20 protein-coding genes and 1 pseudogene are annotated in these 21,489 nt (G+C 45.5%); 10 read left to right on the top strand and 11 right to left on the bottom strand.

The features are described 5' to 3' along the window. The first annotated feature begins 3 nt into the window (after window positions 1-3). Entirely contained in the window at window positions 4-651 is a 648-nt protein-coding gene (gene nth, locus RCO84_RS05850) for an endonuclease III (protein WP_317584313.1), read from the top strand. A gap of 82 nt (window positions 652-733) precedes the next feature. Here the strand turns inward: nth and aroC are convergent, their stop codons facing one another. From aroC to RCO84_RS05835, 3 genes are read right to left on the bottom strand one after another with little or no spacing between them, the layout of a single operon-like run. Continuing rightward, window positions 734-1,858, bottom strand: coding sequence for a chorismate synthase (gene aroC / locus RCO84_RS05845; protein ID WP_217744462.1), 1,125 nt, complete (start codon window positions 1,856-1,858; stop codon window positions 734-736). A 26-nt stretch (window positions 1,859-1,884) separates the two neighbouring features. Continuing rightward, window positions 1,885-2,487 carry an FKBP-type peptidyl-prolyl cis-trans isomerase gene (locus RCO84_RS05840; protein ID WP_218482749.1) on the bottom strand — a complete coding sequence of 201 codons (603 nt, stop codon included), beginning with the start codon at window positions 2,485-2,487 and terminating at the stop codon, window positions 1,885-1,887. 8 nt (window positions 2,488-2,495) lie between these two features. Continuing rightward, a complete protein-coding gene (locus RCO84_RS05835; protein WP_317584312.1) occupies window positions 2,496-2,780 on the bottom strand; it encodes a hypothetical protein in 285 nt (94 codons plus the stop codon). A 328-nt stretch (window positions 2,781-3,108) separates the two neighbouring features. Here RCO84_RS05835 and RCO84_RS05830 point away from each other — a divergent pair, with 328 nt between their 5' ends. Beyond that, window positions 3,109-3,462 carry a hypothetical protein gene (locus tag RCO84_RS05830; RefSeq protein ID WP_144154394.1) on the top strand — a complete coding sequence of 118 codons (354 nt, stop codon included), beginning with the start codon at window positions 3,109-3,111 and terminating at the stop codon, window positions 3,460-3,462. A gap of 198 nt (window positions 3,463-3,660) precedes the next feature. Here RCO84_RS05830 and RCO84_RS05825 read toward each other — a convergent pair whose 3' ends face one another. After that, complete coding sequence (locus RCO84_RS05825; protein WP_317576709.1) at window positions 3,661-4,050, bottom strand: rhodanese-like domain-containing protein; 390 nt, start codon at window positions 4,048-4,050, stop codon at window positions 3,661-3,663. Window positions 4,051-4,438: 388 nt separating this feature from the next. On the opposite strand from RCO84_RS05825, the gene RCO84_RS05820 reads away from it, so the two are divergent. The 3 genes from RCO84_RS05820 to RCO84_RS05810 are packed head-to-tail and all read left to right on the top strand — an operon-like array spanning window position 4,439 to window position 6,956. Continuing rightward, window positions 4,439-5,410, top strand: a complete 972-nt coding sequence (locus RCO84_RS05820) for a hypothetical protein (protein WP_287875180.1) — start codon at window positions 4,439-4,441, stop codon at window positions 5,408-5,410. Further along, window positions 5,404-6,180, top strand: coding sequence for a hypothetical protein (locus tag RCO84_RS05815; RefSeq protein WP_287875179.1), 777 nt, complete (start codon window positions 5,404-5,406; stop codon window positions 6,178-6,180). Before RCO84_RS05820 ends, RCO84_RS05815 begins: the two co-directional genes overlap by 7 nt. 2 nt (window positions 6,181-6,182) lie before the next feature. Continuing rightward, the gene (locus tag RCO84_RS05810) at window positions 6,183-6,956 is read left to right on the top strand and encodes a metallophosphoesterase (RefSeq protein ID WP_287875178.1); all 774 of its coding nucleotides are present in this window, start codon (window positions 6,183-6,185) and stop codon (window positions 6,954-6,956) included. A 334-nt stretch (window positions 6,957-7,290) separates the two neighbouring features. Here the strand turns inward: RCO84_RS05810 and RCO84_RS05805 are convergent, their stop codons facing one another. Both RCO84_RS05805 and RCO84_RS05800 read right to left on the bottom strand, forming a co-directional pair. Continuing rightward, window positions 7,291-7,386, bottom strand: a complete 96-nt coding sequence (locus tag RCO84_RS05805) for a smalltalk protein (protein WP_153072405.1) — start codon at window positions 7,384-7,386, stop codon at window positions 7,291-7,293. Window positions 7,387-7,481: 95 nt separating this feature from the next. After that, window positions 7,482-8,156 (bottom strand): HU family DNA-binding protein, encoded by a 675-nt coding sequence (locus RCO84_RS05800; RefSeq protein ID WP_373690118.1) that lies wholly within the window; start codon window positions 8,154-8,156, stop codon window positions 7,482-7,484. A gap of 1,139 nt (window positions 8,157-9,295) precedes the next feature. Between RCO84_RS05800 and RCO84_RS05795 the strand changes: the two genes are divergently transcribed. After that, entirely contained in the window at window positions 9,296-9,436 is a 141-nt protein-coding gene (locus RCO84_RS05795) for an N-acetylmuramoyl-L-alanine amidase (protein ID WP_117695817.1), read from the top strand. Between the two features lie 272 nt (window positions 9,437-9,708). After that, window positions 9,709-10,509 (top strand): KilA-N domain-containing protein, encoded by an 801-nt coding sequence (locus RCO84_RS05790; protein WP_006846641.1) that lies wholly within the window; start codon window positions 9,709-9,711, stop codon window positions 10,507-10,509. 197 nt (window positions 10,510-10,706) lie between these two features. Here RCO84_RS05790 and RCO84_RS05785 read toward each other — a convergent pair whose 3' ends face one another. Beyond that, the gene (locus tag RCO84_RS05785) at window positions 10,707-11,999 is read right to left on the bottom strand and encodes a transglycosylase SLT domain-containing protein (protein WP_317584309.1); all 1,293 of its coding nucleotides are present in this window, start codon (window positions 11,997-11,999) and stop codon (window positions 10,707-10,709) included. Between the two features lie 73 nt (window positions 12,000-12,072). On the opposite strand from RCO84_RS05785, the gene hisG reads away from it, so the two are divergent. The 3 genes from hisG to hisC all read left to right on the top strand — a co-directional run bounded on the left by hisG (window position 12,073) and on the right by hisC (window position 15,390). Further along, on the top strand, window positions 12,073-12,924 hold the full coding sequence (gene hisG, locus RCO84_RS05780) for an ATP phosphoribosyltransferase (RefSeq protein ID WP_144153142.1): 852 nt from the start codon (window positions 12,073-12,075) through the stop codon (window positions 12,922-12,924). Window positions 12,925-13,018: 94 nt separating this feature from the next. Continuing rightward, a complete protein-coding gene (gene hisD, locus RCO84_RS05775) occupies window positions 13,019-14,305 on the top strand; it encodes a histidinol dehydrogenase (RefSeq protein WP_317584308.1) in 1,287 nt (428 codons plus the stop codon). A 50-nt stretch (window positions 14,306-14,355) separates the two neighbouring features. Further along, entirely contained in the window at window positions 14,356-15,390 is a 1,035-nt protein-coding gene (gene hisC, locus RCO84_RS05770) for a histidinol-phosphate transaminase (RefSeq protein WP_317584305.1), read from the top strand. 492 nt (window positions 15,391-15,882) lie between these two features. Here hisC and RCO84_RS05765 read toward each other — a convergent pair. From RCO84_RS05765 to RCO84_RS05750, 4 genes and pseudogenes are all read right to left on the bottom strand, one after another. After that, a pseudogene (locus tag RCO84_RS05765) lies at window positions 15,883-17,769 on the bottom strand (YgiQ family radical SAM protein); the annotation flags it as partial. Between the two features lie 10 nt (window positions 17,770-17,779). After that, window positions 17,780-18,121 carry a hypothetical protein gene (locus RCO84_RS05760; protein WP_287839480.1) on the bottom strand — a complete coding sequence of 114 codons (342 nt, stop codon included), beginning with the start codon at window positions 18,119-18,121 and terminating at the stop codon, window positions 17,780-17,782. Window positions 18,122-18,155: 34 nt separating this feature from the next. Then, window positions 18,156-20,804, bottom strand: a complete 2,649-nt coding sequence (locus RCO84_RS05755; RefSeq protein WP_317584301.1) for a golvesin C-terminal-like domain-containing protein — start codon at window positions 20,802-20,804, stop codon at window positions 18,156-18,158. Between the two features lie 90 nt (window positions 20,805-20,894). After that, entirely contained in the window at window positions 20,895-21,452 is a 558-nt protein-coding gene (locus tag RCO84_RS05750) for a 1-acyl-sn-glycerol-3-phosphate acyltransferase (protein WP_022121200.1), read from the bottom strand. Window positions 21,453-21,489 lie beyond the last annotated feature (37 nt).

Raw genomic sequence — 21,489 nt, 5'->3', positions numbered from 1 at the left:
GAAATGCTTCGTAAGGAAAGATACGATTTTATATTGAATCATTTCAGAATTGCGCTGCCGAATGTAACTACCGAGTTGCAGTTCGGTAGCGCATTTCAGCTTCTGGTGGCAACCTTGCTTTCTGCGCAATGCACCGACAAACGCATAAACATGGTTACGCCTGCTCTCTTTGCCTGTTATCCTGATGCGCAGCACATGGCACAGGCGAGCGAGGAAGATATTTATGAGTTGATCAGTTCGGTGAGTTATCCGAATGCCAAGGCGAAGCATCTTGCTGAAATGTCTCGCCAGTTGGTTGAGATGTTCGGAGGTGAGGTGCCTGAGGCTGCGGATGATTTGGAGAAGTTGGCAGGAGTGGGGCGCAAGACGGCGAATGTGATTCGTGCCGTATGGTTCGGTCATGCTACGATGGCAGTGGATACGCATGTTTACCGTGTGAGTCATCGCATGGGTTTGGTGCCGAAAACGGCAGATACACCCCGAAAAGTAGAAGATTATCTGATGAAACACATTCCGGCAGAGGATATTCCGAATGCGCATCATTGGATTCTGCTGCATGGCAGATATATTTGCAAGAGTACGAAACCGCTCTGCGATAAATGCTTTTTTAATGAATATTGCCCAAAACTATTAAAGGACAGCAAGCTTTAGGTAGTGATTAGTTATTAGTGATTAATGATTAGTTAGTAGTGATTAGTTTGTTAATCACTAATCACTACTAATTAATAACTAATTAAAGTTTTATTGTTTTATTCAAGAGATAATTATCCAGAATCACCATGGCAGCCATGGCTTCAACCACTGGCACGGCTCTTGGCAAAACGCAAGGATCATGACGGCCACGGGCAGTCAGCGTGGTGGCATTTCCTTCCAAATCTACCGTATTCTGCTCCATCAGCAGAGTAGCTACCGGCTTGAAGGCAACACGGAAATAGATGTCCTGACCATTGCTCAAACCGCCCTGTATTCCTCCGCTATGATTACTCTTTGTTGTAATACGGGCAGCAACATCCTGATTCACGGCAGCATCTTCTGGCGTCTCTGCTGCATCAGCCTTCGGGATAAAGACATCATTCTGCTCACTTCCGCGGGCAGTAACTCCGGCAAATCCCTCGCCATATTCAAAACCCTTCACGGCGTTAATGCCAAGCATGGCAGCACCCAGTTGGGCATGAAGCTTGTCAAACTCAGGCTCGCCCAATCCTACCGGGCAACCCTTGATGACACAAGTGATGATTCCACCAATCGTATCGCCGTCAGCCTTAACCTGGGCGATGAGATCTTCCATTTCCTTCGCCTTCTGCTGGTCAGGACAGCGCACCGGATTATCTTCTATGGTGTTAAGGTCATACAGATGATAATCTTTCTCCAGTGCGATGCTGCCCACCTGTGATGTATAAGCCGTGATGCTGATGCCCAACTGTCGCAAGGCAAGTTTAGCCAAGGCTCCACCTACGCATCGGGCAATGGTGATGCGGGCTGAAGAACGGCCGCCGCCACGATGATCGCGTACGCCATACTTCTCGTGATAGGTGAAATCTGCGTGAGAAGGACGGAAGAGACAGCGCATATTCTCATAGTCCTGAGAATGCTGGTTCTGGTTACGCACCTCAAAACCGATAGGGGTTCCTGTTGATTTGCCTTCGAACACACCACTCAGAAATTCTACCTTGTCAGCTTCCTTTCTGGCCGTAGTGATGTGGCTCTGTCCTGGGCGTCGGCGGTTCAGCTCGCTCTGGATAAAGTCCATGTCGATTTCTATGCCTGCAGGAAATCCGTCAATAACGCCTCCTACAGCTATTCCATGACTCTCTCCAAACGTAGTGAGAGTGAAAAGATTGCCAAATGTATTCCTCATTACCTTATATATTATAAAGGTGTTTATTACTTGTTGCAGCCGCCTTCGCAACCACCTTCACAGTTGCCATCCTTGCAGTCGCCGCCGCAGTTGTCGCAGCCACCTGAGCAGCCGCCACCTTCGCCGCTGATCATCTGAGCCATCTTGGCAATCTCCTCAGCAGTAGCCTCGCGGCTCTCGAGAATCTGACCGCAGAAGTTGAGCTTCAAGCCAGCCAATGGGTGGTTCAGGTCGCAGGTTACCTTTGTATCGCTGATGTTCTTCACTACTGCGTTGAAGTGGTTGCCATCCTCGTTCTGCAATGGGATGATAGCGCCTACCTGTACGTGCTGTGCATCAAACTGGCCGTTGACGGTAAAAATCTGCTTGTCGAGCTCCAGTACGCGCTCATCGTAGTGCTGTCCGTAAGCCTGCTCCGGGTCCAGCTGGAAGTCGAACTCTTCACCTTTAGCCAGGTCTACCACCTTCTCTTCGAAAGCTGGCAGGGTAACACCCATACCGCTGATGAAGATGAACGGACGCTCGTCGGTTGTGCGTTCAATGAGCATCTCCTCGCCGTTGTCACCATTAGTTACATCATACAGTGCGTATGAAACTACAATAAACTTGTTTTTGTTGTTTGTTTCCATTTCTATATTTATTTTTTATTATTTCTTTTTCTTTTCTGAATGCTTACGCTCTTTACCATCTCCATGCGCTCCAGATAGATAGGGCGCCATTTGTCGATGATGTCCTGCAGACTTTTGCTCTTCTGCGAGAGTTCAGTATATTCCTCGCCGTCGGTCAGATTCTCTTTCTTGAGATCCAGCATTCGGGCGATGAGCTGTTTCTGGTGTTCCTCAGCCGCCTTGAGCTGGTTGCCCAGTTTCTCGAGACTTTCCATAAAGGCGAGAGCCTTGTCTATATGATTTTCCTGTACCATTTTGCTTGTTTTATAGGTTGAATCTTTTGCAAAGGTACAAATAATAATTGGTATAAACGAAGAAAAAGGGCTTTTTTTTCGATGATATTACAAAATGATAGAGAAAATGTAATATCTCTAACGTTCTGACGCCTATTTCGGTGTATGGTTGTTGATTTAAGTCAAGAAATAGGCAGAAAACTGAAAATATCCCAAGAAATGTTTGCGCACACAGATAAAAGTTCGTATCTTTGCAGCGTCTTAAAGAAAAAGACTATAGGATAATGTTTAACAGAGCCGGCGTCTACGGATGTGCAGGACTCACAAAGTAAAGAAAGGTAAAAAGATTATGAAGAAGATTATGGTATTAGCAGTAGCTATGTTTGCAATGGCAACAACTACTTTCGCAGCAGAAGAGGAGACAAATGCAACAGCAGCTTACAACATGAATGTAAAGATGTCTAGCTTGGCAGATGCTTTGAGCTTGAACATCGACCAGGTAGAGGCTGTAGCTGATGTACACAAGAACTTCACCGCAGACATGATGAATGCTGCAACAGCAAAGGGTGAGGATCGTTCTGCAATGATTGACAAGGCAGTTTTGAAGGATCTCAAGTACATGCACGTTATCTTGAACGACAGTCAGTATCGTAAGTACGTGATGCTTCTCAACACAACCCTTATCAACCGTGGTTTGAAGTAATCATCTTTTTATAGATGAGAAAAATAAGAGAGAGAGAGATTTTAAATAAGAATCCCAGTCAAGGTTTTATCCTGACTGGGATTTTTTTTGCCTTTAAGGTTTGTGCACCCTGCTGTCTGATACTCCGGGCTATCATCTTACATTCTGAAAGCATATATTCCTCATTGATCTGTTATCCGAAGTATCAGACAGAATTTATTACTTTACGATTTCTTTTCCTGCTGCCTGCCAGCCAATAAAGCCGGAATCGAGTTCTATTACCTGATAGCCATTCTTTGTCAATATAGCTGCGGCATTTTTGCTTCGCTTTCCGCTTCGGCAGTTCACGGCGATAGTCTTGCTTTTGGGAAGAGTGGCGATGGCCTTCTGTTCGAAGTCTGATTTCAGTACGTCAATGTTGATTGCGCCACGAATATGCCCATTGGCAAACTCCTCTGCGGTTCGTACGTCGAGACGGATTACTGCGGTGTCAGCGATGGCTTTCTCATAGTCATCTGCCGACAGACTCTTATAGCCCTTATTTTGCGCCTGACAAGAAGACAGGCTTGATAGCATGGTTATAATGCTCATGATAAATAGTTTCTTCATTCTCTTATCTTTTAATAATTATGCGCCTATAATCTAGGAGGATAAGACATGCTCAAACCCCTACATTCTTGCAATATATCTGCAAAAATACAAAAAAATATTCAGAAAAGTGATTATATGGATGGATTTTGTTTGCAGGGCGAACTTGATTTAACCTTATTTTATAAGATAGAGGGATATTTTGATAATCTGAAATCCTTAATGACCTTAATGACCGTGACCTTAATGACCGGATTTATGAATACATGTACACATATACATCATGGGGGAGTTTGCTCGTGATGAGTAAACTCCCCTAATTATCTTAAAAAATCTTATTTGTTCAATAGAAAGTTCTGATATTCAGAATATAATCACTATATTTGCACGTAATATTAGTGGTGATATTATGTGCAATATTAAATATTATATAGATGAAACAGCTGCATATTTCGGCAATATGTTGGGCGAAAAAGTAGCTTTGGAACCAGCAGATAAAGATTTGTTGGAAGGAATCCCTATGAATGTTTCTTCCAGGTTCTCTTTTTATAAAGGATGTATTTTGGGGCAGCACATTTTGATGGCTTACCTAAAGGATGGTGACTCTGTACCACCTGCCCAGTTGAAGAAGCAATTGGATATTATACATCGACAGACACAGCTCTTCGTCGTATTAATCACTCCATGCATTTCATCTTATAATAAGGTAAGATTGGTGGCACAAAAAGTTAACTTTGTTATCCCCAACAGGCAAATGTTCCTGCCATCTCTTTTGCTTGACATCAAACCAGACAGAAAGGTTGGCTTGGATTTGAAAGAAACCATTCCTCCCTTTGCCCAATGTTTGTTGCTTTATCATTTGCAGATTGAATCCATTGTTGGGGCAACAGGTTATGGACTGAGCGATAAGTTTGACGTTTCTTATGCGACCGCAAACAAATCATTGCGCTGGCTTGTCTCCAAAGATCTGATTAAGTTGGAAGGAGTAAAGACAAAGACGGTGCAAATTGATATAAGCAATAGGGAACTTTGGAATAAAGTATTGCCAATGTTGGTTTCTCCGATAGAGCGGCTTTGCTATACGGATGCTATACTTGAAGAACAACAGATAAGTGGGGTGAATGCGCTGGCTTCCTACACGATGCTTAATGAAGAATCAAGGCAGTGTTGGGCTGTTACAAAGAAAGAACTGAGAACTTTGGCCGTCGCAACCGACAAGCAGTTCGGAGAAAATGAAATTCAAGTTTGGAAGTATAACCCCAAAATGTTAAGTACAGAAGGAGTGGTTGATAAGCTCTCGCTTTATCTGTCATTGAAAGACAATGATGACGAGCGCATACAAATTGAGTTAGAACGATTGATTAATGAAATGTCATGGTAAGAGGAATAGATACATTCAAGGAGTTCTTCAAAGGTTTTGAGGGCAATTATGTTATAATAGGTGGTACGGCATGCGAAATCCATGAGGATTTGTATGCTCAGGTGCCTCGTGCTACTAAGGATATTGACATTATCTTAGTGGTTGAAGCGTTGTCAGCAGAGTTTGTTGCCAAATTCTGGGAGTTTGTAAAGAAGGGCAATTATGAGCAGCGAAACAAGGGTGTTAATGAGAATGTAGAGCCCAAACATGAATATTTCCGCTTCATGAAGCCTGCTAATTCTGCTTTTCCATATCAGGTTGAACTCTTCTCACGTAGTCTTGGATTGATGAATTTCCCAGAGGAGGCTCGTATCACACCGATTCCAGTGGATGAAGACCTTTCAAGTTTATCGGCAATACTCATGGATGAAGACTATTATCGTTTCACGATAGAACATAGCTTGCAGGAAGATGGCGTGCATATTGCCAATATCGAGAGTCTTATCTGTTTGAAAAGCAAGGCTTTCTTGGATTTAAGTCAAAGAAAAGCTAAAGGTGAAAGTGTTGATCGCAAGCATATTGCAAAGCATAAGAAAGATGTCTTTCGTCTTGCAGCAATGCTTACTCCAGCAAGTAGATATGAACTGCCCGACATATTAAAAACAGATGTTAGTGACTTTTGTGATGCTATCATGCAGGATTTGCCTAATGCCGATTTCATCAAGTCAGCAGGTCTTGGCAATGTGACAAGCCTGCAGATTATAGAACAACTTAAGAAATCAATGTTGTAGTTATGGTTAAAATACAATATGCTTCAGATTTGCATTTGGAATTCATGGAGAATACCCTGTATTTGGAGGCTCATCCTCTTCAGCCAGTTGCTGACATCCTGGTGTTAGCTGGAGATACTGGCTATTTAGATGATGAAGGCTTTGTCAAGCATCCATTCTGGGATTGGGCTTCAGAGAATTTCAAGGAAGTAATAGTAATACCAGGTAATCATGAGTTTTATTTGGGTTATGACTTGGAGCAACTCTATGATGGATGGTGCATGGAAATTCGGCACAATATCAGATGCTATTATAATGCTGTAAAACATCTTTCGGATGATACAGACCTCATCGTTTCTACACTATGGGGATATATAGAGCCGCAGGATGCTTTTTCAACCGAGCGCAGAGTAAATGATTTCCATCGTATTAAGGATTGTGGCGTTGTGATAAACAGCGAACGGTTTAATCAAGAGCATGCTAAGTGCCGCGCTTTCATAGAAAAGGCTGTTAGTGAAAGCCAGGCAAAGCATATTGTTGTGGCAACGCATCATGTTCCATCATTTCAACTGGTGTCTCCGGATTTCAAGGAAAGTCCGATAAACGGTGCTTTCACAGCAGAGCTGGGGAACTTCATTGCTTATAGCCGAATAGATTATTGGATTTATGGTCATTCTCATCGTAACATAGACAGGATAATAGGAAATACTCAATGTGTTTCGAATCAGCTTGGGTATGTGAATCATGGAGAATCTGAGTCTTTTGATTCAAAGAAATGTATTAATTTAATGCTTTAGTTGAGGCTCTACATTATATAGAGAGCCAATAGCGTCCGTACTGTGGACGCTATTGGCTTAAGCTCATAAAAAGACACAGCCCCTTCATGACACCCTTGGAAATTCGTAATTCGACACTTAAGTTATACGTGTCGAATGGCATTCTGTTAGTTACCAGTGTATTCGCATTTTGCCCCCCAAAAAATCCTTAATGACCGAAAATGACCATGACCGGAATCTTTGGGGTTTGAAAATGATAATGACCCTTAATGACTTTGACCCTTCATGACCGGAATTCTCGGTAGACCGAAAACGACCGCTCTCCTCATATAGAGGTGAGCGGTCGATTTTGTTTTTATCCCATGCAGCTCGTTACTCCGAGCGTAGTAGCGATAGCGGTCAGTATGCTGATGGCTATCTGAAGAATTGTTTTCCAAGTGTTCGCTTTCATCTTTCTTAGTGTTTAATGTTTAGTGTTTTATGTTTACTTTTTGGGGGCGGATAGGCTGGGCTAGGGGCTAGCACCCTAGCCAGTCTATCCTTGGGCTATTCAAGGCCGTTGCCAGTATCGTCCTTGCCGGTAGTGCCGCCGGTTGATTCAGAGCCTTGGCCTTCGCTGCCGGTCTGACCGGTGTTTGAACCACCTGGGGTAGAACCGCCAGGCGTATTATCCGGAGTAGTTGGGGCGTTGAGGTCAACGTTGGTCTTACCCTCCTTAATCGCCTTGATAACGGCTGCCTGAGCACTGCGGCTGGCTACGAGGTTGAACTCGGCGTCATCGCGAAGGTTCTTAAACTCCTGACCTGGCTCCCACTGAACCTTCACACCGGTGATGTTCTGAGCGGTGAACTTGTCTGCATCCTCAGCACCCTTCGAGGTGAGAAGGAGAGAGAAATCACCGAGGTCGCCCAGACGGATTTTCTTGCCCTCAAGCAACATCTCACGCATGCAGTCTACGGCAATGTAGAGGATGGCGCTGATGTCGGCTCTTGAATAGACACTGCCATGTGAAGTGATGTGCTTGGCAAACTTCTCGATGGTCATGATGTCGGTGTACTGTGAGATGGCGAAAGCATTCTGCTTCTCAGTCTTCACGAGTTCCAGGTCCTTTGGGTCAGGGGTCTTACCCTCCTTCTTCGCCTGGTTGATGCGTGACTTCGCCTGGTTGATTTCCAGAAGATTTGCGTTCACGCTACGCATTACGATGCTGTAATTAATCATAGTCGTTTGTAGTATGTTTAGAGTCCTTTGTTTTGCAACTCCCCAGAACGCCCCGTTCCTGCCGTTTTCGGGGTCTTCATTGATGACCGGCGCCTGCCATCATTTATGACCCGTGTTGGTCTTAATAGAAGACCCGAGCAAGGCACAAAAGGCTGTTCTTTCGATTGCCGGTGCAAAGATACAACATTTTCGGGCAGAATACAAGCTTTCACCCTAATTTTCTATGCAAGAAAAGCTATAAGTAGCTGTAATACAATAAGTTCTGTTGATTTTTTATCTGAACTTTATTGCAGAAAAAATGAAAAAGCAAGAAAAGACTCGGAAGTAGCTGAAGAAATGAAAAGGGGTCATTTGGTGTCAATGTCATTTAGGGTCATTTGGAAAAGTAAATGTCACTTTCGTTGCTATAGTATATATAAATATTTATTTATATATATCTATAGTGACTTTTTAACTCTCGGAAAACATAATGACCCTAAATGACTTTGACCTGATGACCCACTAAATGTAATGCTTGAATGGATTGTTTGTTAGAGTGTGTGATAGTTCTAAATCACTTGTGTATGAGATGGTTATGAAAGTTTATATCAGTTGTGCTTTATTTATGTGTGTATAATGATAATCTACATTCTCTGGTGAGAAATACTGCATATTGCACCGCTCTAGTGCTCATTTCCTCCATCCCAATTCTTTGTATTTGTCAAAAATACCTACCTTTGGAGTATGGTTTCACGTCCGAGGAGGGGCATTTTTTACCCTTAGAAGAGGGGGTAAAACATCTTCCTAACCCCCATATTTTGCATTTTTCCGTTAAATAACATGATAAAATTCTTGGGTTTGCCAACTTTTTATTATCTTTGCTAGCAATTGATAAATTATTGACGTAGTAATAGTCAGAAAAGCTAGAAACTACATAATAACAATACTACGATGTAAATGGGTAATCTATTGTTATATAGCTATTTAGTATGTATATTTCGTGTGTGAAGTAAAGTCTGTATGTTGGGTTATAAATGGAATATATATTTACTTTTTGAATCATAGCATTCGCTTTTTATGCATTCTCCCAATACCTGTTTTCTGCGATGAAAAACGGAAAAAATAGAGTTTTCTGATTACATAAACCCGTTTTTTAGCCCATGAATAGCCGATTTTGCCCTTTAATTCATGCCCTCATTGAGCAGCTGAAGGAGGAATATCCATTAGCCACGATTCATGGGCACAATGAATTTGCCAACAAAGCTTGCCCCTGCTTTAATGTGAAGAAGGAGTGGGGCTAACAGATAGGGAACGCACTGCGTTCCCTATTTTCGTTATCTATTATTTCCAGATGCAACATGTGGATGTTGCTGATAGTATAGCTCTCTCTTGGATTTTTGGCTAAATGATATGCTAAATAATAATAAAATTGCTGCAAAGTAAGTCTGTTTTCAAAATTTTCAATTATCTTTGCTGATAGCAATTAAAATAGATAAAAGATATTAATCGAATAAAAGTCGTGTTGGTTATCAATATGTAACCACCGATTTGTATTATCTAAAAACTAAGGATTATGGCAAAGATAAAAGTTGAAAATACAGAAATATCTGTTGTTAATGTTCAAAATGAGGATTATATCTCTCTGACAGATATGGCACATAGCCAAATGCAAGAGCATATTATTTTCAGATGGATGAGCCTCAAAAGTACAATAGAATACCTCGGTGAATGGGAAAAGCTATATAATCCGAATTTTAATTGTACCGAATTCGATACAATTAAAAATGCAGCAGGAAGCAACAACTTCGTGCTTTCTGTAAAGGCATGGATTCAAAGAACAGGTGCAATAGGCATCATGGCAAAAGCTGGCCGATATGGTGGAACTTATGCTCATCGAGACATTGCGTACCACTTTGGAATGTGGATTAGTCCTCGTTTCCAACTTTTGTTGGTAAAAGAGTATCAACGTCTTAAAGCTGATGAGCAGAAACAATTGTCATGGTCTGCCAAGCGGGAACTATCAAAGATAAACTATCGCATTCACACGGATGCTATCAAAGTAAATCTCATTCCTGCGGAAGTGACTCGTGAGCAAGCTGCCATGAAATATGCTGATGAAGCGGATGTACTCAACATAGCCATGTTCGGCATGACTGCGAAACAATGGCGTGAGCAGAATCCCGACAAGAAAGGCAACATTCGTGACTATGCCAGTATTAATGAACTTATCTGTCTCTCAAATATGGAGAATCTCAACGCTGTATTTATCAATGATGGTATGGCGCAGTCTGAGCGACTTATCAAGCTCAATCAGATTGCCATTCAGCAGATGAAAATTCTTGAAGATACAGGCGGAAGAAACTTATTAAAATAAAGTTAATTTGGCAATAAAGGATAAGGATGGAAATACGGTGGGATGCATTTTTTATCAGATGCATCCCCCTATGTAAATCCATATATTTCTTGTAGCGGCTTTAAACTTTGTCTTCTATCTTTGTGAATAGGCATTTCCCTTTTCTATAATCGTTGGGAGAAATTCAAGTTCCTCATCATTTTCAGTACCTATTTATATTATATATGGTACTTATTCTGGTAGTGGCGCTTAGATTTAACAGGGGCTCCATGGAAGGAACCGCTGCCCATACCGCTGCCACGAAGACTCTCATGGAAGCCTGAACTACCGCTATATTCACCCCAGCGAGCTCTGATTCTATCTACATAATTAACCGTCTCCGTGCCTCGCATGTAACCATGTTTCACTACCGGATCTGTGTAATAAGCCGGTTGAGAAAGGCGCAGAATATAATCGCGGATCACGCCCCAGTTGTGCGGATTCTGACCATGTTTGCGAGCCAGCGCCATCGCATCTCTGATGTGGAAATGGCCACCATTATAAGAAGCAAGGGCGAAAAGCATGCGCTGGAAAGGGTCGCCCACATCAGAGAAATGCCCCTGCAGTTCCGCCATATATCTGGCTGCCGCAGCCACATTCGCCTCAGGTTCATGAATCATGCTCATCGGCAAACCCAGATGGGCAGCCGTGCCTGGCATAATCTGCATCAGTCCGCAAGCTCCAGCCCATGACTTCGCATTCGGGTCGAAACAGCTCTCCTGATAACATTGGGCAGCCATCAGACGCCAGTCCATGCGAGCCGTTCCGCTATAGCGCTGGAAGAGGTGGTCGTAGCGGGAAATAACACCCTTAGAACGGTTCAGGAATGGTGAATAAACGTGGCGGCGCACGCTGGCAGAAGAAAGCAGCCACGATTCTTCCTGCCTGACCTGAGCAATCAGCTTAGGCTTAAACCAGCCGTTCAGGGTGTCGGCAAGACTCTTGTTACCATTCAGCACAGCCCATTGGGTTCGGGTGCTGTCGGGCGTAACTCCACAGAACAGCAGGTTGCCTCTGGTCTGTTTTCGGGGTAGGGGCACGGCAATCACATCACCTTCTCCCTTCTCCAGTTTGCGCACCATTTCAGCCGTATCCTTACATTCTTCTACGCGTAACGACACGCCGATCTGCTGGGCAAACTTCTCGCAGAGCAGATATTGCAGTCCCATTCCATGGCTGTGGTAATCATAATAGGTAGTAGGGCCGTTAACGGTAAGCATAATGAGCTCACCATTGGCCTGAATATCTTCGAGCGAAAGCCCCTTGCTGGTTGAAGTAGATTTCTTTTCATCGCCATCAGCCCCATCAGAGTTGTCAGCATACTCCATTTCGCCTACGGGAGTTCCCCATGGCGTAAGCTCCTGCTGCGGTTTCTTGTCGGCACAAGCAGCGAGCAAAAATAGTGCATATAATGCGTATAAATATCCTTTATTCTTCATTTCAGCTGCAAAAGTACGAAATATTTTGCACATAAGTGAGAAATTATTTGTTTATTCTAATAAAAATATGTACTTTTGCAATGTTTTTCAAACAAAATATAGAAATATGTTACGAATAGCAGTACAAAGTAAGGGTCGTCTTTTCGACGACACCATGAATCTCTTAGCAGAGGCTGACATTAAAGTAAGCGCCTCTAAACGCACCCTCCTGGTGCAGTCAAGCAACTTTCCTCTCGAGGTTCTCTACCTTCGTGATGATGATATTCCTCAGAGCGTAGCCTCTGGTGTGGCAGATATCGGAATCGTGGGCGAGAACGAGTTTGTTGAGCGTGGAGAGAATGCGCAGATTATTGACCGTCTGGATTTCAGCAAGTGCCGCCTGAGCCTCGCCATTCCTAAGAAGATTGATTATCCGGGATTGCAATGGTTCAACGGCAAGAAGATTGCCACTTCTTACCCTAACATCCTGCGCAAGTTTATGAAGAAGAACAACATCAATGCCGACATCCATGTCATTACGGGTTCTGTAGAAATCAGTCCGGGCATCGGTTTGGCTGACGGTATTTTCGATATTGTAAGTTCAGGTTCTACTCTGGTCAGCAACAATCTTGCTGAGGTTGAGGTGGTGATGAAGAGCGAGGCTCTGCTCATCGGCAACTGGAACATGGACGAGGAGAAGCATGAGATTCTGAACGAGATGCTGTTCCGCTTCGAGGCTGTACGTTCTGCACAGGACAAGAAGTACGTGATGATGAATGCTCCTAAGGCAAAGGTTCAGGAGATTACAGAAGTATTGCCAGGCATCAAGAGTCCTACGATTATCCCATTGGCTGATGAGGAATGGTGCTCTATCCACACCGTGCTCGATGAGAAGCGTTTCTGGGAAATCATAGGCAAGTTGAAGGAACTCGGTGCACAGGGCATCCTGGTAACACCAATCGAAAAGATGATATTATAATAATGTGTAGTGTTTAATGTGTAATGTTTATTGAGAGACATTATGCGTTAAAAACTAAACATTAAACATTAATAATTAAACATTAATAATAGGAATGAAGGTAATAAAGTATCCTGCAAAGGAGGAATGGAGCGAGATTGTAAAACGCCCACACCTGGATGTTTCGCAGCTGAATGCGACCGTACAAGGTGTACTCGACGATGTGAAAAACCATGGCGACGAAGCCGTGAAGCGTTACGAGGAGAAGTTTGATCATGCCCATCTCGATTCTTTGGCTGTGACTGACGCTGAAATCGAAGAGGCAGAGAATATGGTTTCTCAAGAACTGAAAGACGCTTTGCACCTCGCCCATCATAACATTGCCGCATTCCATCATAGCCAGAAGTTTGATGGTGTAAAGGTTGAAACTTGCCCGGGTGTAACCTGCTGGCAGAAGAGTGTGGCTATAGAGAAGGTGGGATTGTATATCCCGGGAGGTACTGCTCCTCTCTTTAGCACCGTTCTGATGCTGGCTACTCCTGCCAAGATTGCGGGATGTAAAGAAATAGTACTATGTACTCCTCCTAATAAAGAGGGCAAGGTGAACCCGGCTATCCTCATGGCGGCAAAAATTGCGGGCGTGAACAGAATCTTTAAGGCGGGTGGCGTTCAGGCTATCGGAGCCATGGCTTACGGTACGGAGAGCGTGCCTAAGGTTTATAAGATTTTTGGTCCGGGCAACCAGTTTGTCATGGCTGCCAAGCAGCAGGTTTCCCTGCACGATGTGGCTATAGACATGCCTGCCGGTCCGTCTGAAGTTTGTCTTATTGCCGACGAAACAGCCAACCCTGTGTTTGCTGCTGCCGACCTGTTGTCGCAGGCTGAACATGGTTTTGATTCTCAGGTTTTCTTCATTACTACATCTGAAAAGGTGTTAGATGATGTAAAGAATGAAGTTGAAGTACAACTTGAGCGCTTGCCACGTAAGGAGATGGCACAGACATCGTTAGACAACTCTAAGTTTATCCTCGTGAAGACCGAAGAGGAAGCAATCGACCTCTGCAACACTTATGCGCCGGAGCATCTGATTATCGCCACAGCCGATTACGAGCAGCTGGCAGAAAAGGTAGTGAATGCAGGTAGTGTATTCCTCGGAAACTATGCGTGCGAAAGTGCAGGCGACTATGCAAGCGGTACGAACCATACCTTGCCAACCCATGGTTATGCTTTGGCTTACAACGGAGTGAACCTGGACAGTTATAATCGCAAAATCACCTTCCAGCATCTTACAGAAGAAGGTATTCGTAACATTGGAAATGCTGTAGTGACCATGGCGGAAAATGAGCAATTGGAAGCTCATGCCAATGCGATGAGACTGAGAGTGAACAGTTTGAAACAATAGGGTGAAACGGGGAGTTGTAAAGATACTTCTTAATAGTTTTTGAAAGAAAAATGAAAGAATTGAAAGATTTGTGCCGAGAGAACATCTGGAATCTGGCACCTTACAGTTGCGCACGTACGGAGTTTGCAGGCAGAAATGCCCGCGTCTTCCTCGACGCCAATGAAAATCCATATAATGACCCTTACAATCGTTATCCTGATCCGCTGCAGGTTGAACTGAAGAAGCAGATCTGCAAGATTAAGGGTGTGGCTGAAGAGAAAATCTTCCTGGGCAACGGTTCCGACGAGGCCATCGATTTGGTTTACCGTGTATTCTGCCGCCCGGGCAAGGATAATGTAGTAGCGATTGCACCTACTTACGGAATGTATGAAGTTTGTGCAGACATCAACGATGTGGAGTATCGTTCTGTATTGCTTGATGAAAATTATCAGATTTCTGCCGGAAAACTCCTGGCAGCCTGCGATGAACAGACAAAGGTTATCTGGTTCTGCAGTCCGAACAATCCTACGGGCAATCACATCAACCGCGAGGCAATCGTAGAGGTGTTGCAGAAATTCCAGGGTATTGTCGTCATCGACGAAGCCTACAGCGATTTCTCTTCGGAGCGCACATTCCGCAGCGTGCTCGACAGATTTCCCAATATGATTGTGCTCAACACCATGAGTAAGGCATGGGGCTGTGCAGCCCTCCGTTTGGGAATGGCTTTTGCGAGCAAGGAGATTGTTGACCTATTTAATAAGGTGAAATATCCTTATAACATCAATCTGCTTACTCAGGAGCATGCGCTGGAAGTGATGAAGAATCCGCTGAAGGTTGACGAATGGGTAAAGAACATCCTGCAGGAGCGTTCTAAGGTAATGGTTGCATTCCTGGATCTGCCTATCTGCGAGAAGGTTTATCCTACTGATGCAAACTTCTTCCTGGCTAAAATGACCGACGCCAACGCCATCTATAATTATCTGGTGGCACAAGGCATTATCGTTAGAAACCGCAACAAGGTTCAGTTGTGCGGCAACTGTCTGAGAATTACGATAGGAAACAAGAGCGAGAATGCTGAATTACTCGGTGCTTTGAGACAGTACTAAATTATTTTGGGAAAATTCAGTATATAATATGAAAGAGGGTGAGTAATATATGATTCACCCTCTTTTTAGTATTTATCTTCTTCTGCCTCTACCTTCATTTCTTCCTTGATTTCCACGACCGCCGCGTTCGTTCTTATCCCCGCTGTTGTAGCGGTTCTTGCGGTTATGGTTGTCGTTGTCGAAATTAGGGTTGAAACTCTTTTTCTTCTTGTCCTTGAAGAAGCCGGCCCCCTGGTCTTTCTGATTTCTCAGCTCGGCTCTCGCCGCTGCTACGGCATCACGGATGTTGGCATTCGAAGGCTTACCTGATTTTAGAGATTTTCCGTTATTCAGGTATTTCTCCTCATCATAGCAACCGACATTGCCATATCCCTTTGGGGCAAAGCGGTCAGAAGCATTTCTGCCACGGCTTTTTCCTGCATTCGGTTCAGGAGCATTTCTGCCAGCTCCACGCTTGCCTTTAGCACCTTTTCCTACACCTGGATTATCGTATGTAGAACCTATCGCCTTATCGTCATAATGCGTCTTCTTACCCTTGAAACTGCCACCCATGCTCTTCCTGTCGTAGAGTTTGTCGATGAGGTCGGCTCTGCCTATCCGGCGAAGTTCACTCTCGATGGCGCGGCGCTCTTCAGGCTTATACCAGAAGAAGAACATGCGCTGGGCAAGCTTCTCTTTCTGAGTCTTGGCGCTGAAGACCGGCTCCAGGGTGTAAGGATCGTACCCCGTGTACCAGGTCTCGGTAGAAATGGTCATAGGAGTAGGGGTGAAATCCTGCACCTGCTCCAGATGGAAATCCAGTCCCTTCGTAATGACGGCAAGTTCGGCCATGTCTTCTTCATGACAGCCCGGATGCGAACTGATGAAGTAAGGAATGATCTGCTGGTTCAGACCTTCTTCCTTGTTGATCTTATCGAAGATGCGCTTGAACTCGTAGAAGAGGTCGAACGATGGCTTGCGCATGAACTTCAAGACCTCCGGACTCGTATGTTCGGGCGCCACCTTCAGTCTACCGCTCACGTGCTTGGTAATCAGTTCGCGCGTGTATTCTCTAGCCGCCTGATTCACCTTTTCGTCCTTACTCTTATGCAGCAGAAGGTCGTAACGCACACCACTACCAATGAAGCTCTTCTTGATTCCCGGCAAAGCATCTACAGCATGATAAATCTCCAGAAGCTTGCTGTGGTCGGTATTGAGGTTCGGACAAATCTGAGGGTTTATACACGACGGGCGCTTGCAAACTTCGCAGGCTTTCTGATTCTTGCCGTGCATTCCGTACATGTTGGCAGAAGGACCGCCCAAATCGCTCAGATAGCCCTTGAAATCAGGCATCTCGATGATTTTCTTCACCTCCTTCAGAATGCTCTCCTTGCTGCGGCAAACCACGAATTTTCCCTGATGGGCAGAAATGGTGCAGAAAGAACAGCCGCCGAAACAGCCACGATGAAGGTTCACGGAGAACTTGATCATCTCGTAGGCAGGAATGGTCTTGCCCTTGTATTTAGGATGAGGCAAACGCGTATAAGGCAGGTCGAAAGCCGCATCCAGTTCCGCGGTAGTCATCAGCGGGAAAGGCGGATTTACCACTACATATTTGCCGTCAACTTCCTGAATCATGCGCTGAGCATGCATCTTGTTGGCTTCTTCCTCCAGATGGCGCACGTTCTCAGCCTGTCCCTTCTTGTTGTGGAGACATTCTTCGTGGCTGTGGAGGATGATGTCGTCGTCCTTGAAACCGCCCGGAATCTCACTTTCCTTGCAGTAGAAAGCCACCTGCGGCATTTCGTGGATCTGGCTAAGCGTCTTGCCTTCTGCAAAGGCATTGGCTAGTTCTACGATAGAACGTTCGCCCATTCCGTAGAGAATGAGGTCGGCGCCCGAATCGCAGAGAATGCACTTGCGGAGCTCGTCTTTCCAATAGTCGTAGTGGCTGATGCGGCGCAACGAAGCCTCAATACCGCCTAGTGCTACAGGTACGTCGGGAAAGAGTTTCTTCAGTATCTGCGTATAGACGATAGATGGATAGTCGGGGCGCATGTCATGGCGGGAGTCGGGACTGAAAGCGTCCTCGCTACGCATGCGGCGGTTGGCCGTGTAGCGGTTCACCATCGAGTCCATGGCGCCCGGAGAAACACCAAAGAAGAGGCGAGGGCGACCGAGTTTCTTGAAGTCTCGGAAATCGCCGTGCCAGTCGGGCTGGGGAACGATGGCTACCCGATAGCCGTTGGCTTCCAGTATTCGTCCGAGGATGGCAGGGCCGAAGGATGGGTGGTCAACGTAAGCATCTCCTGAAAAGAGGATGACGTCAAGTTCGTCCCATCCGCGCAACTCGCATTCTTTCTTGGTGGTAGGTAAGAAATCTGTTAACTTATAATCCATTCAATATTTTTTAATCATTTACTGCGTCTGGTTCTGCATCTGCTGCAGCCTCAGCCTGCTTCTTGTCTTTCCAGTCTACGTAGAGCAGAACGAGGTTGTGAAGACCGAGCGCCTTCATGTTCTGATTGTAGATGACGTCGAGACAGAGATCGAGCAACTCCTTATCCTTGATGTTGCTGCTCTCGAGGAGTGAACGCACATTAAGTTTCAGTTTATCGAGCACTTCCTCGTCGATAATGCCGTTGCTGTCTACGAGGTTGCGGAGTAACTGATACTTTTCGATGGTCTCTAAATGCTGGTCGCTCACTTCGATAGAGCGGGTGCCAGACTGGTTGGCTTGAATCTTATACATAAGCTTAAAATTTTTTATCTGTTTTACTTTGAATTTAATCTGTCAGAAATTTGAGAATGCCGAGCAACACGCTGGTGCGGGTTCTGTCGTCGATGATGCATTCCAGCGGGAATCCCATGACGAAGCTGCGGTAAGTAGTGCTCTTGTAGGCAACCGCCGCACTCGTTCCCGTATCGTATTGCATCGCCGTGAAGGCGTAATTGCCAACCGGGTTCAATATCTCGGGATGGGTTGCCGCATAATGCTGGGCATTCAGCTCGTTATAATAGCTGAACTGCAGACCTAAACCCTTGACGTTAGGCGAAGTGTAGACAGTACTGTCTCGTTCTGTTACGGTTGAATCTTCGGGATTGATGTCCCTGGTGATGACCGTAGAACCTGTAGGCTCATAGCTGAGTTTCAGAATATCGCTCAGGAACGCCTGTTCCTCTTCAGTCTGCATGTCGCTTCCGGTGTAAGAACCGCTTATCAGGATTCTGCCGCCTTGGCTGGCGTATTGCCTGATGCTGTTCTGCAGGGCAGGCGTGAACGACTTGAAGAAGGCGTGAGTATAGCCGTCATGGCGCTCCAGTCCGTTGATGAGGTCAACTGCCTGATAGTTCTTCATCTGAACCCTGCCGCTGGCGATGACTTCGCTCGAACAGCTGGAAATATTATATTTGCCCGAAGCTGCAATACTTGTAGCATGCGCCTGAACGTAGTTGAAGTCGTTGCCTGCCACAAACTTGCCAATCATTTCGTTGCCGCTGAAACCGAGTCCGAAACTGGTTTCGTTGCCCATTCTGCTTCTGTCGAACACCTGTTGCTTGCCGCTCCATCCCGCCGTCAGTCCGTAGCTTACGCCAGGATCCTGATTGAGGTCAAATCCCTGCTTTTCCTCATTATCCACGACCTGCGGAGAGGCAAGGCGATGGAAATTGTTTACGATGAGCACAGACTTGCTGGCAGCAGGATTATAGAGCACAGAGAGGGTTTCGGTGGTGAAACTTTCTCCTCCTGCATTAACCGCAGCCACCTTAAAATGGTAAAGCTTGCCCGGTTCCAGCTGCATCTGGCAGCGGGTGGTGTTCACGATGGTTCCGTTGTCAAAACCGCCTTGTCCCTCAGCCTTATAAATAATGTAAGAAGTAGGGCGGGCAGATGGTTCCGTCTTGTCCAGCTGGGCTGTCCATGAGAGTAGGGCAACACCTTGGTTCTGCGTAACGCTGAAGTTCTGCGGAGCCAGCGGCTGGACCACGTATCGGGTTCCATGATTGCTGTTTACGAAGCGCAGGATAGTTTTGTAGATGGAGCGTGCGATATAGAACTTTCCGAGCGGATCCTGAGCAATTCTCATGTCAGGGAAATTCTGATGCGAAAGCATTTCGAGAATAGCCGACGGAACTTCCGGCAGACGGGTTTCAGAATAGTTTCTGTCCCATAGATAGCGTTTGCCGAATTCTCCGAACTGAGCCGTCAGATCCGTAACGAGATTATCGCGCAAAGCCCTGGCGAAATCCTTGGATGTGAATCTTGAGATTCCGCTGTTCAGCATTCCGTCATTATAATCTGTGGTGCAGATAGCAAGGGCTCCAAAGGTAGATTTTCCGTCCTTATTGTAACCCGCATCACTATGAAGTGCCAGCGAGAGTTCTATAGGCACGTGCTTGCCATTTTTGGCAGGCATGTAAACCGAACCGCCGCCCAGCCAATTGGTCATCAGCGAACGGGTGTTGATGTCGTCGGCGTAATCATTTTCTCCCTTTCTGCCTCCATAAACCTTATAAGGAGCACCAGCCCATTGGGCGTAGTATCTGGCTCCTTCCAGGCAACGGGGCAATCCACTGGTATAACCGCCACGCTCTATGTTTCCCATGCCGCCGCCAAAGCGGACAGCATCTGTAGTTACTACTCCACGGCGTGAAGCCTTGTTGGTGCAGACCACGCGGTTGAACTCGTTGCAGCCCTTGTCGAAATCGAAGGTGCCTAGGTAAACCCAGGTGCCTCCGCCCATGCGCTGGTTAACGGAAAACTCCGTGGCTTCGCCCTTGTGATAAACGATGTATTTTGCATCGCTCACGCTCTTGGGTAGTGACTGGTAGCTTACGTAGACTGCGTATTTGCCGGCTTCCTTGAAACGGGGCTGGTAGCTTACCTGGCTGGTTTTCTTGCGCTTGGTAGCCTTCGCCTGTCTCACGGTTCCCATGCGGAACGGATTTTCCCCATCTTTCAGTCGGGAGCGGTTGGCAAAACCGAGCGAATCGCAGTTTTTCCATCGCTTGCTCGCCTCCTTTTCGAAATAATAAACCGACTTGACAGCATCATCATTATCGATGACGATTTCGTTCGTCTGCCAGTCTCTTTCGCGGGGTGTGAAGACGATGGCTCCAGCATTCTGGAGCATCGGGATGAGGTAGGGCACGACGATGGTTTGGGTAAAGAGATCTTCGTTTGTGCAAAACAGGTTAGGGCGTTGCCATTTCCATACATCTCTGTCGGCATAATAATACCGTCCGTGCGAGGCCCATAGCGAAAGGTGCCTGTTCTGTAGTCCTGCCGTAACGAAATAAGGGCGGGAAACATTAAACACCCATGGGTCACCATCATAATTTATGCCTTGCCATGCGCCGCTGTTAGCCTCGTCGTAGATAGGAAAAAACGATTTGCCGTTAGCCTGAAGCGAAGCTCCAGCGGCTAACAGCAAACTGCTTATCAAACAATATGTTATGTTTTGGTGTTTCACTTTACGAATACTCCTTCTTTAATAGCTGACTAAACCGTTATCTTCTAACGTTTAATCAATATTTCCGATTGTGAACTTCTCCGGTTTCTTTCCTTTGAAATCCTTGAAGTACAACTTGATTTCACGCATGTCTTTGTCAACATCTCCTGACGGGATAATCTGCCTGGTGCATTGGATGACCTTCTTCTCATAGTCAAGCCCATAGAGATGGATAGGCAGATGCGCCTTGAGGGCTATGAAATAGAATCCCTTTTTCCATTCCGGGTTGAGCGAGCGAGTACCTTCGGGCGTAATGCACAGTCCGAAAGCCTTCCGCTTATCCGCTTCTGCAGCCAGATTATCCGTCATGCTAGTATGTTTGCTTCTCCACACAGGAATACCTCCCATCTTTCTGAAGATAGGACCTAGCGGCCAGAAGAACCATTCCTTTTTCATGAGGAAATTACATTTGATTCCCTCAGCATGGGCAAAGAGCTGGCCCAGTATCAGATCCCAGTTGCTGGTGTGCGGAGCCATGCAGATAATATACTTTTCAGGAAGCTCCTGGGTGATGATTTTCTTATAGCCCAAGCGCTTATACAATATCCATTGACAAATTCCTTTTACCATATATATAAATAGGTGTATTTCCTGATTCTGATGATGA

Origin of the sequence: Segatella copri (assembly GCF_949820605.1) — a bacterium.
Classification (GTDB): Bacteria; Bacteroidota; Bacteroidia; order Bacteroidales; family Bacteroidaceae; genus Prevotella.
This window is presented reverse-complemented; position numbering and strand designations above follow the sequence as displayed.

What these genes read in the sequence shown, in the direction of transcription:
- nth (WP_317584313.1), top strand. Translation starts at nt 4, where the DNA reads ATGCTTCGTAAGGAAAGATACGATTTTATATTGAATCATTTCAGAATT.
- aroC (WP_217744462.1), bottom strand. Translation starts at nt 1,858, where the DNA reads ATGAGGAATACATTTGGCAATCTTTTCACTCTCACTACGTTTGGAGAG.
- RCO84_RS05840 (WP_218482749.1), bottom strand. Translation starts at nt 2,487, where the DNA reads ATGGAAACAAACAACAAAAACAAGTTTATTGTAGTTTCATACGCACTG.
- RCO84_RS05835 (WP_317584312.1), bottom strand. Translation starts at nt 2,780, where the DNA reads ATGGTACAGGAAAATCATATAGACAAGGCTCTCGCCTTTATGGAAAGT.
- RCO84_RS05830 (WP_144154394.1), top strand. Translation starts at nt 3,109, where the DNA reads ATGAAGAAGATTATGGTATTAGCAGTAGCTATGTTTGCAATGGCAACA.
- RCO84_RS05825 (WP_317576709.1), bottom strand. Translation starts at nt 4,050, where the DNA reads ATGAAGAAACTATTTATCATGAGCATTATAACCATGCTATCAAGCCTG.
- RCO84_RS05820 (WP_287875180.1), top strand. Translation starts at nt 4,439, where the DNA reads ATGTGCAATATTAAATATTATATAGATGAAACAGCTGCATATTTCGGC.
- RCO84_RS05815 (WP_287875179.1), top strand. Translation starts at nt 5,404, where the DNA reads ATGGTAAGAGGAATAGATACATTCAAGGAGTTCTTCAAAGGTTTTGAG.
- RCO84_RS05810 (WP_287875178.1), top strand. Translation starts at nt 6,183, where the DNA reads ATGGTTAAAATACAATATGCTTCAGATTTGCATTTGGAATTCATGGAG.
- RCO84_RS05805 (WP_153072405.1), bottom strand. Translation starts at nt 7,386, where the DNA reads ATGAAAGCGAACACTTGGAAAACAATTCTTCAGATAGCCATCAGCATA.
- RCO84_RS05800 (WP_373690118.1), bottom strand. Translation starts at nt 8,156, where the DNA reads ATGATTAATTACAGCATCGTAATGCGTAGCGTGAACGCAAATCTTCTG.
- RCO84_RS05795 (WP_117695817.1), top strand. Translation starts at nt 9,296, where the DNA reads ATGAATAGCCGATTTTGCCCTTTAATTCATGCCCTCATTGAGCAGCTG.
- RCO84_RS05790 (WP_006846641.1), top strand. Translation starts at nt 9,709, where the DNA reads ATGGCAAAGATAAAAGTTGAAAATACAGAAATATCTGTTGTTAATGTT.
- RCO84_RS05785 (WP_317584309.1), bottom strand. Translation starts at nt 11,999, where the DNA reads ATGTGCAAAATATTTCGTACTTTTGCAGCTGAAATGAAGAATAAAGGA.
- hisG (WP_144153142.1), top strand. Translation starts at nt 12,073, where the DNA reads ATGTTACGAATAGCAGTACAAAGTAAGGGTCGTCTTTTCGACGACACC.
- hisD (WP_317584308.1), top strand. Translation starts at nt 13,019, where the DNA reads ATGAAGGTAATAAAGTATCCTGCAAAGGAGGAATGGAGCGAGATTGTA.
- hisC (WP_317584305.1), top strand. Translation starts at nt 14,356, where the DNA reads ATGAAAGAATTGAAAGATTTGTGCCGAGAGAACATCTGGAATCTGGCA.
- RCO84_RS05760 (WP_287839480.1), bottom strand. Translation starts at nt 18,121, where the DNA reads ATGTATAAGATTCAAGCCAACCAGTCTGGCACCCGCTCTATCGAAGTG.
- RCO84_RS05750 (WP_022121200.1), bottom strand. Translation starts at nt 21,452, where the DNA reads ATGGTAAAAGGAATTTGTCAATGGATATTGTATAAGCGCTTGGGCTAT.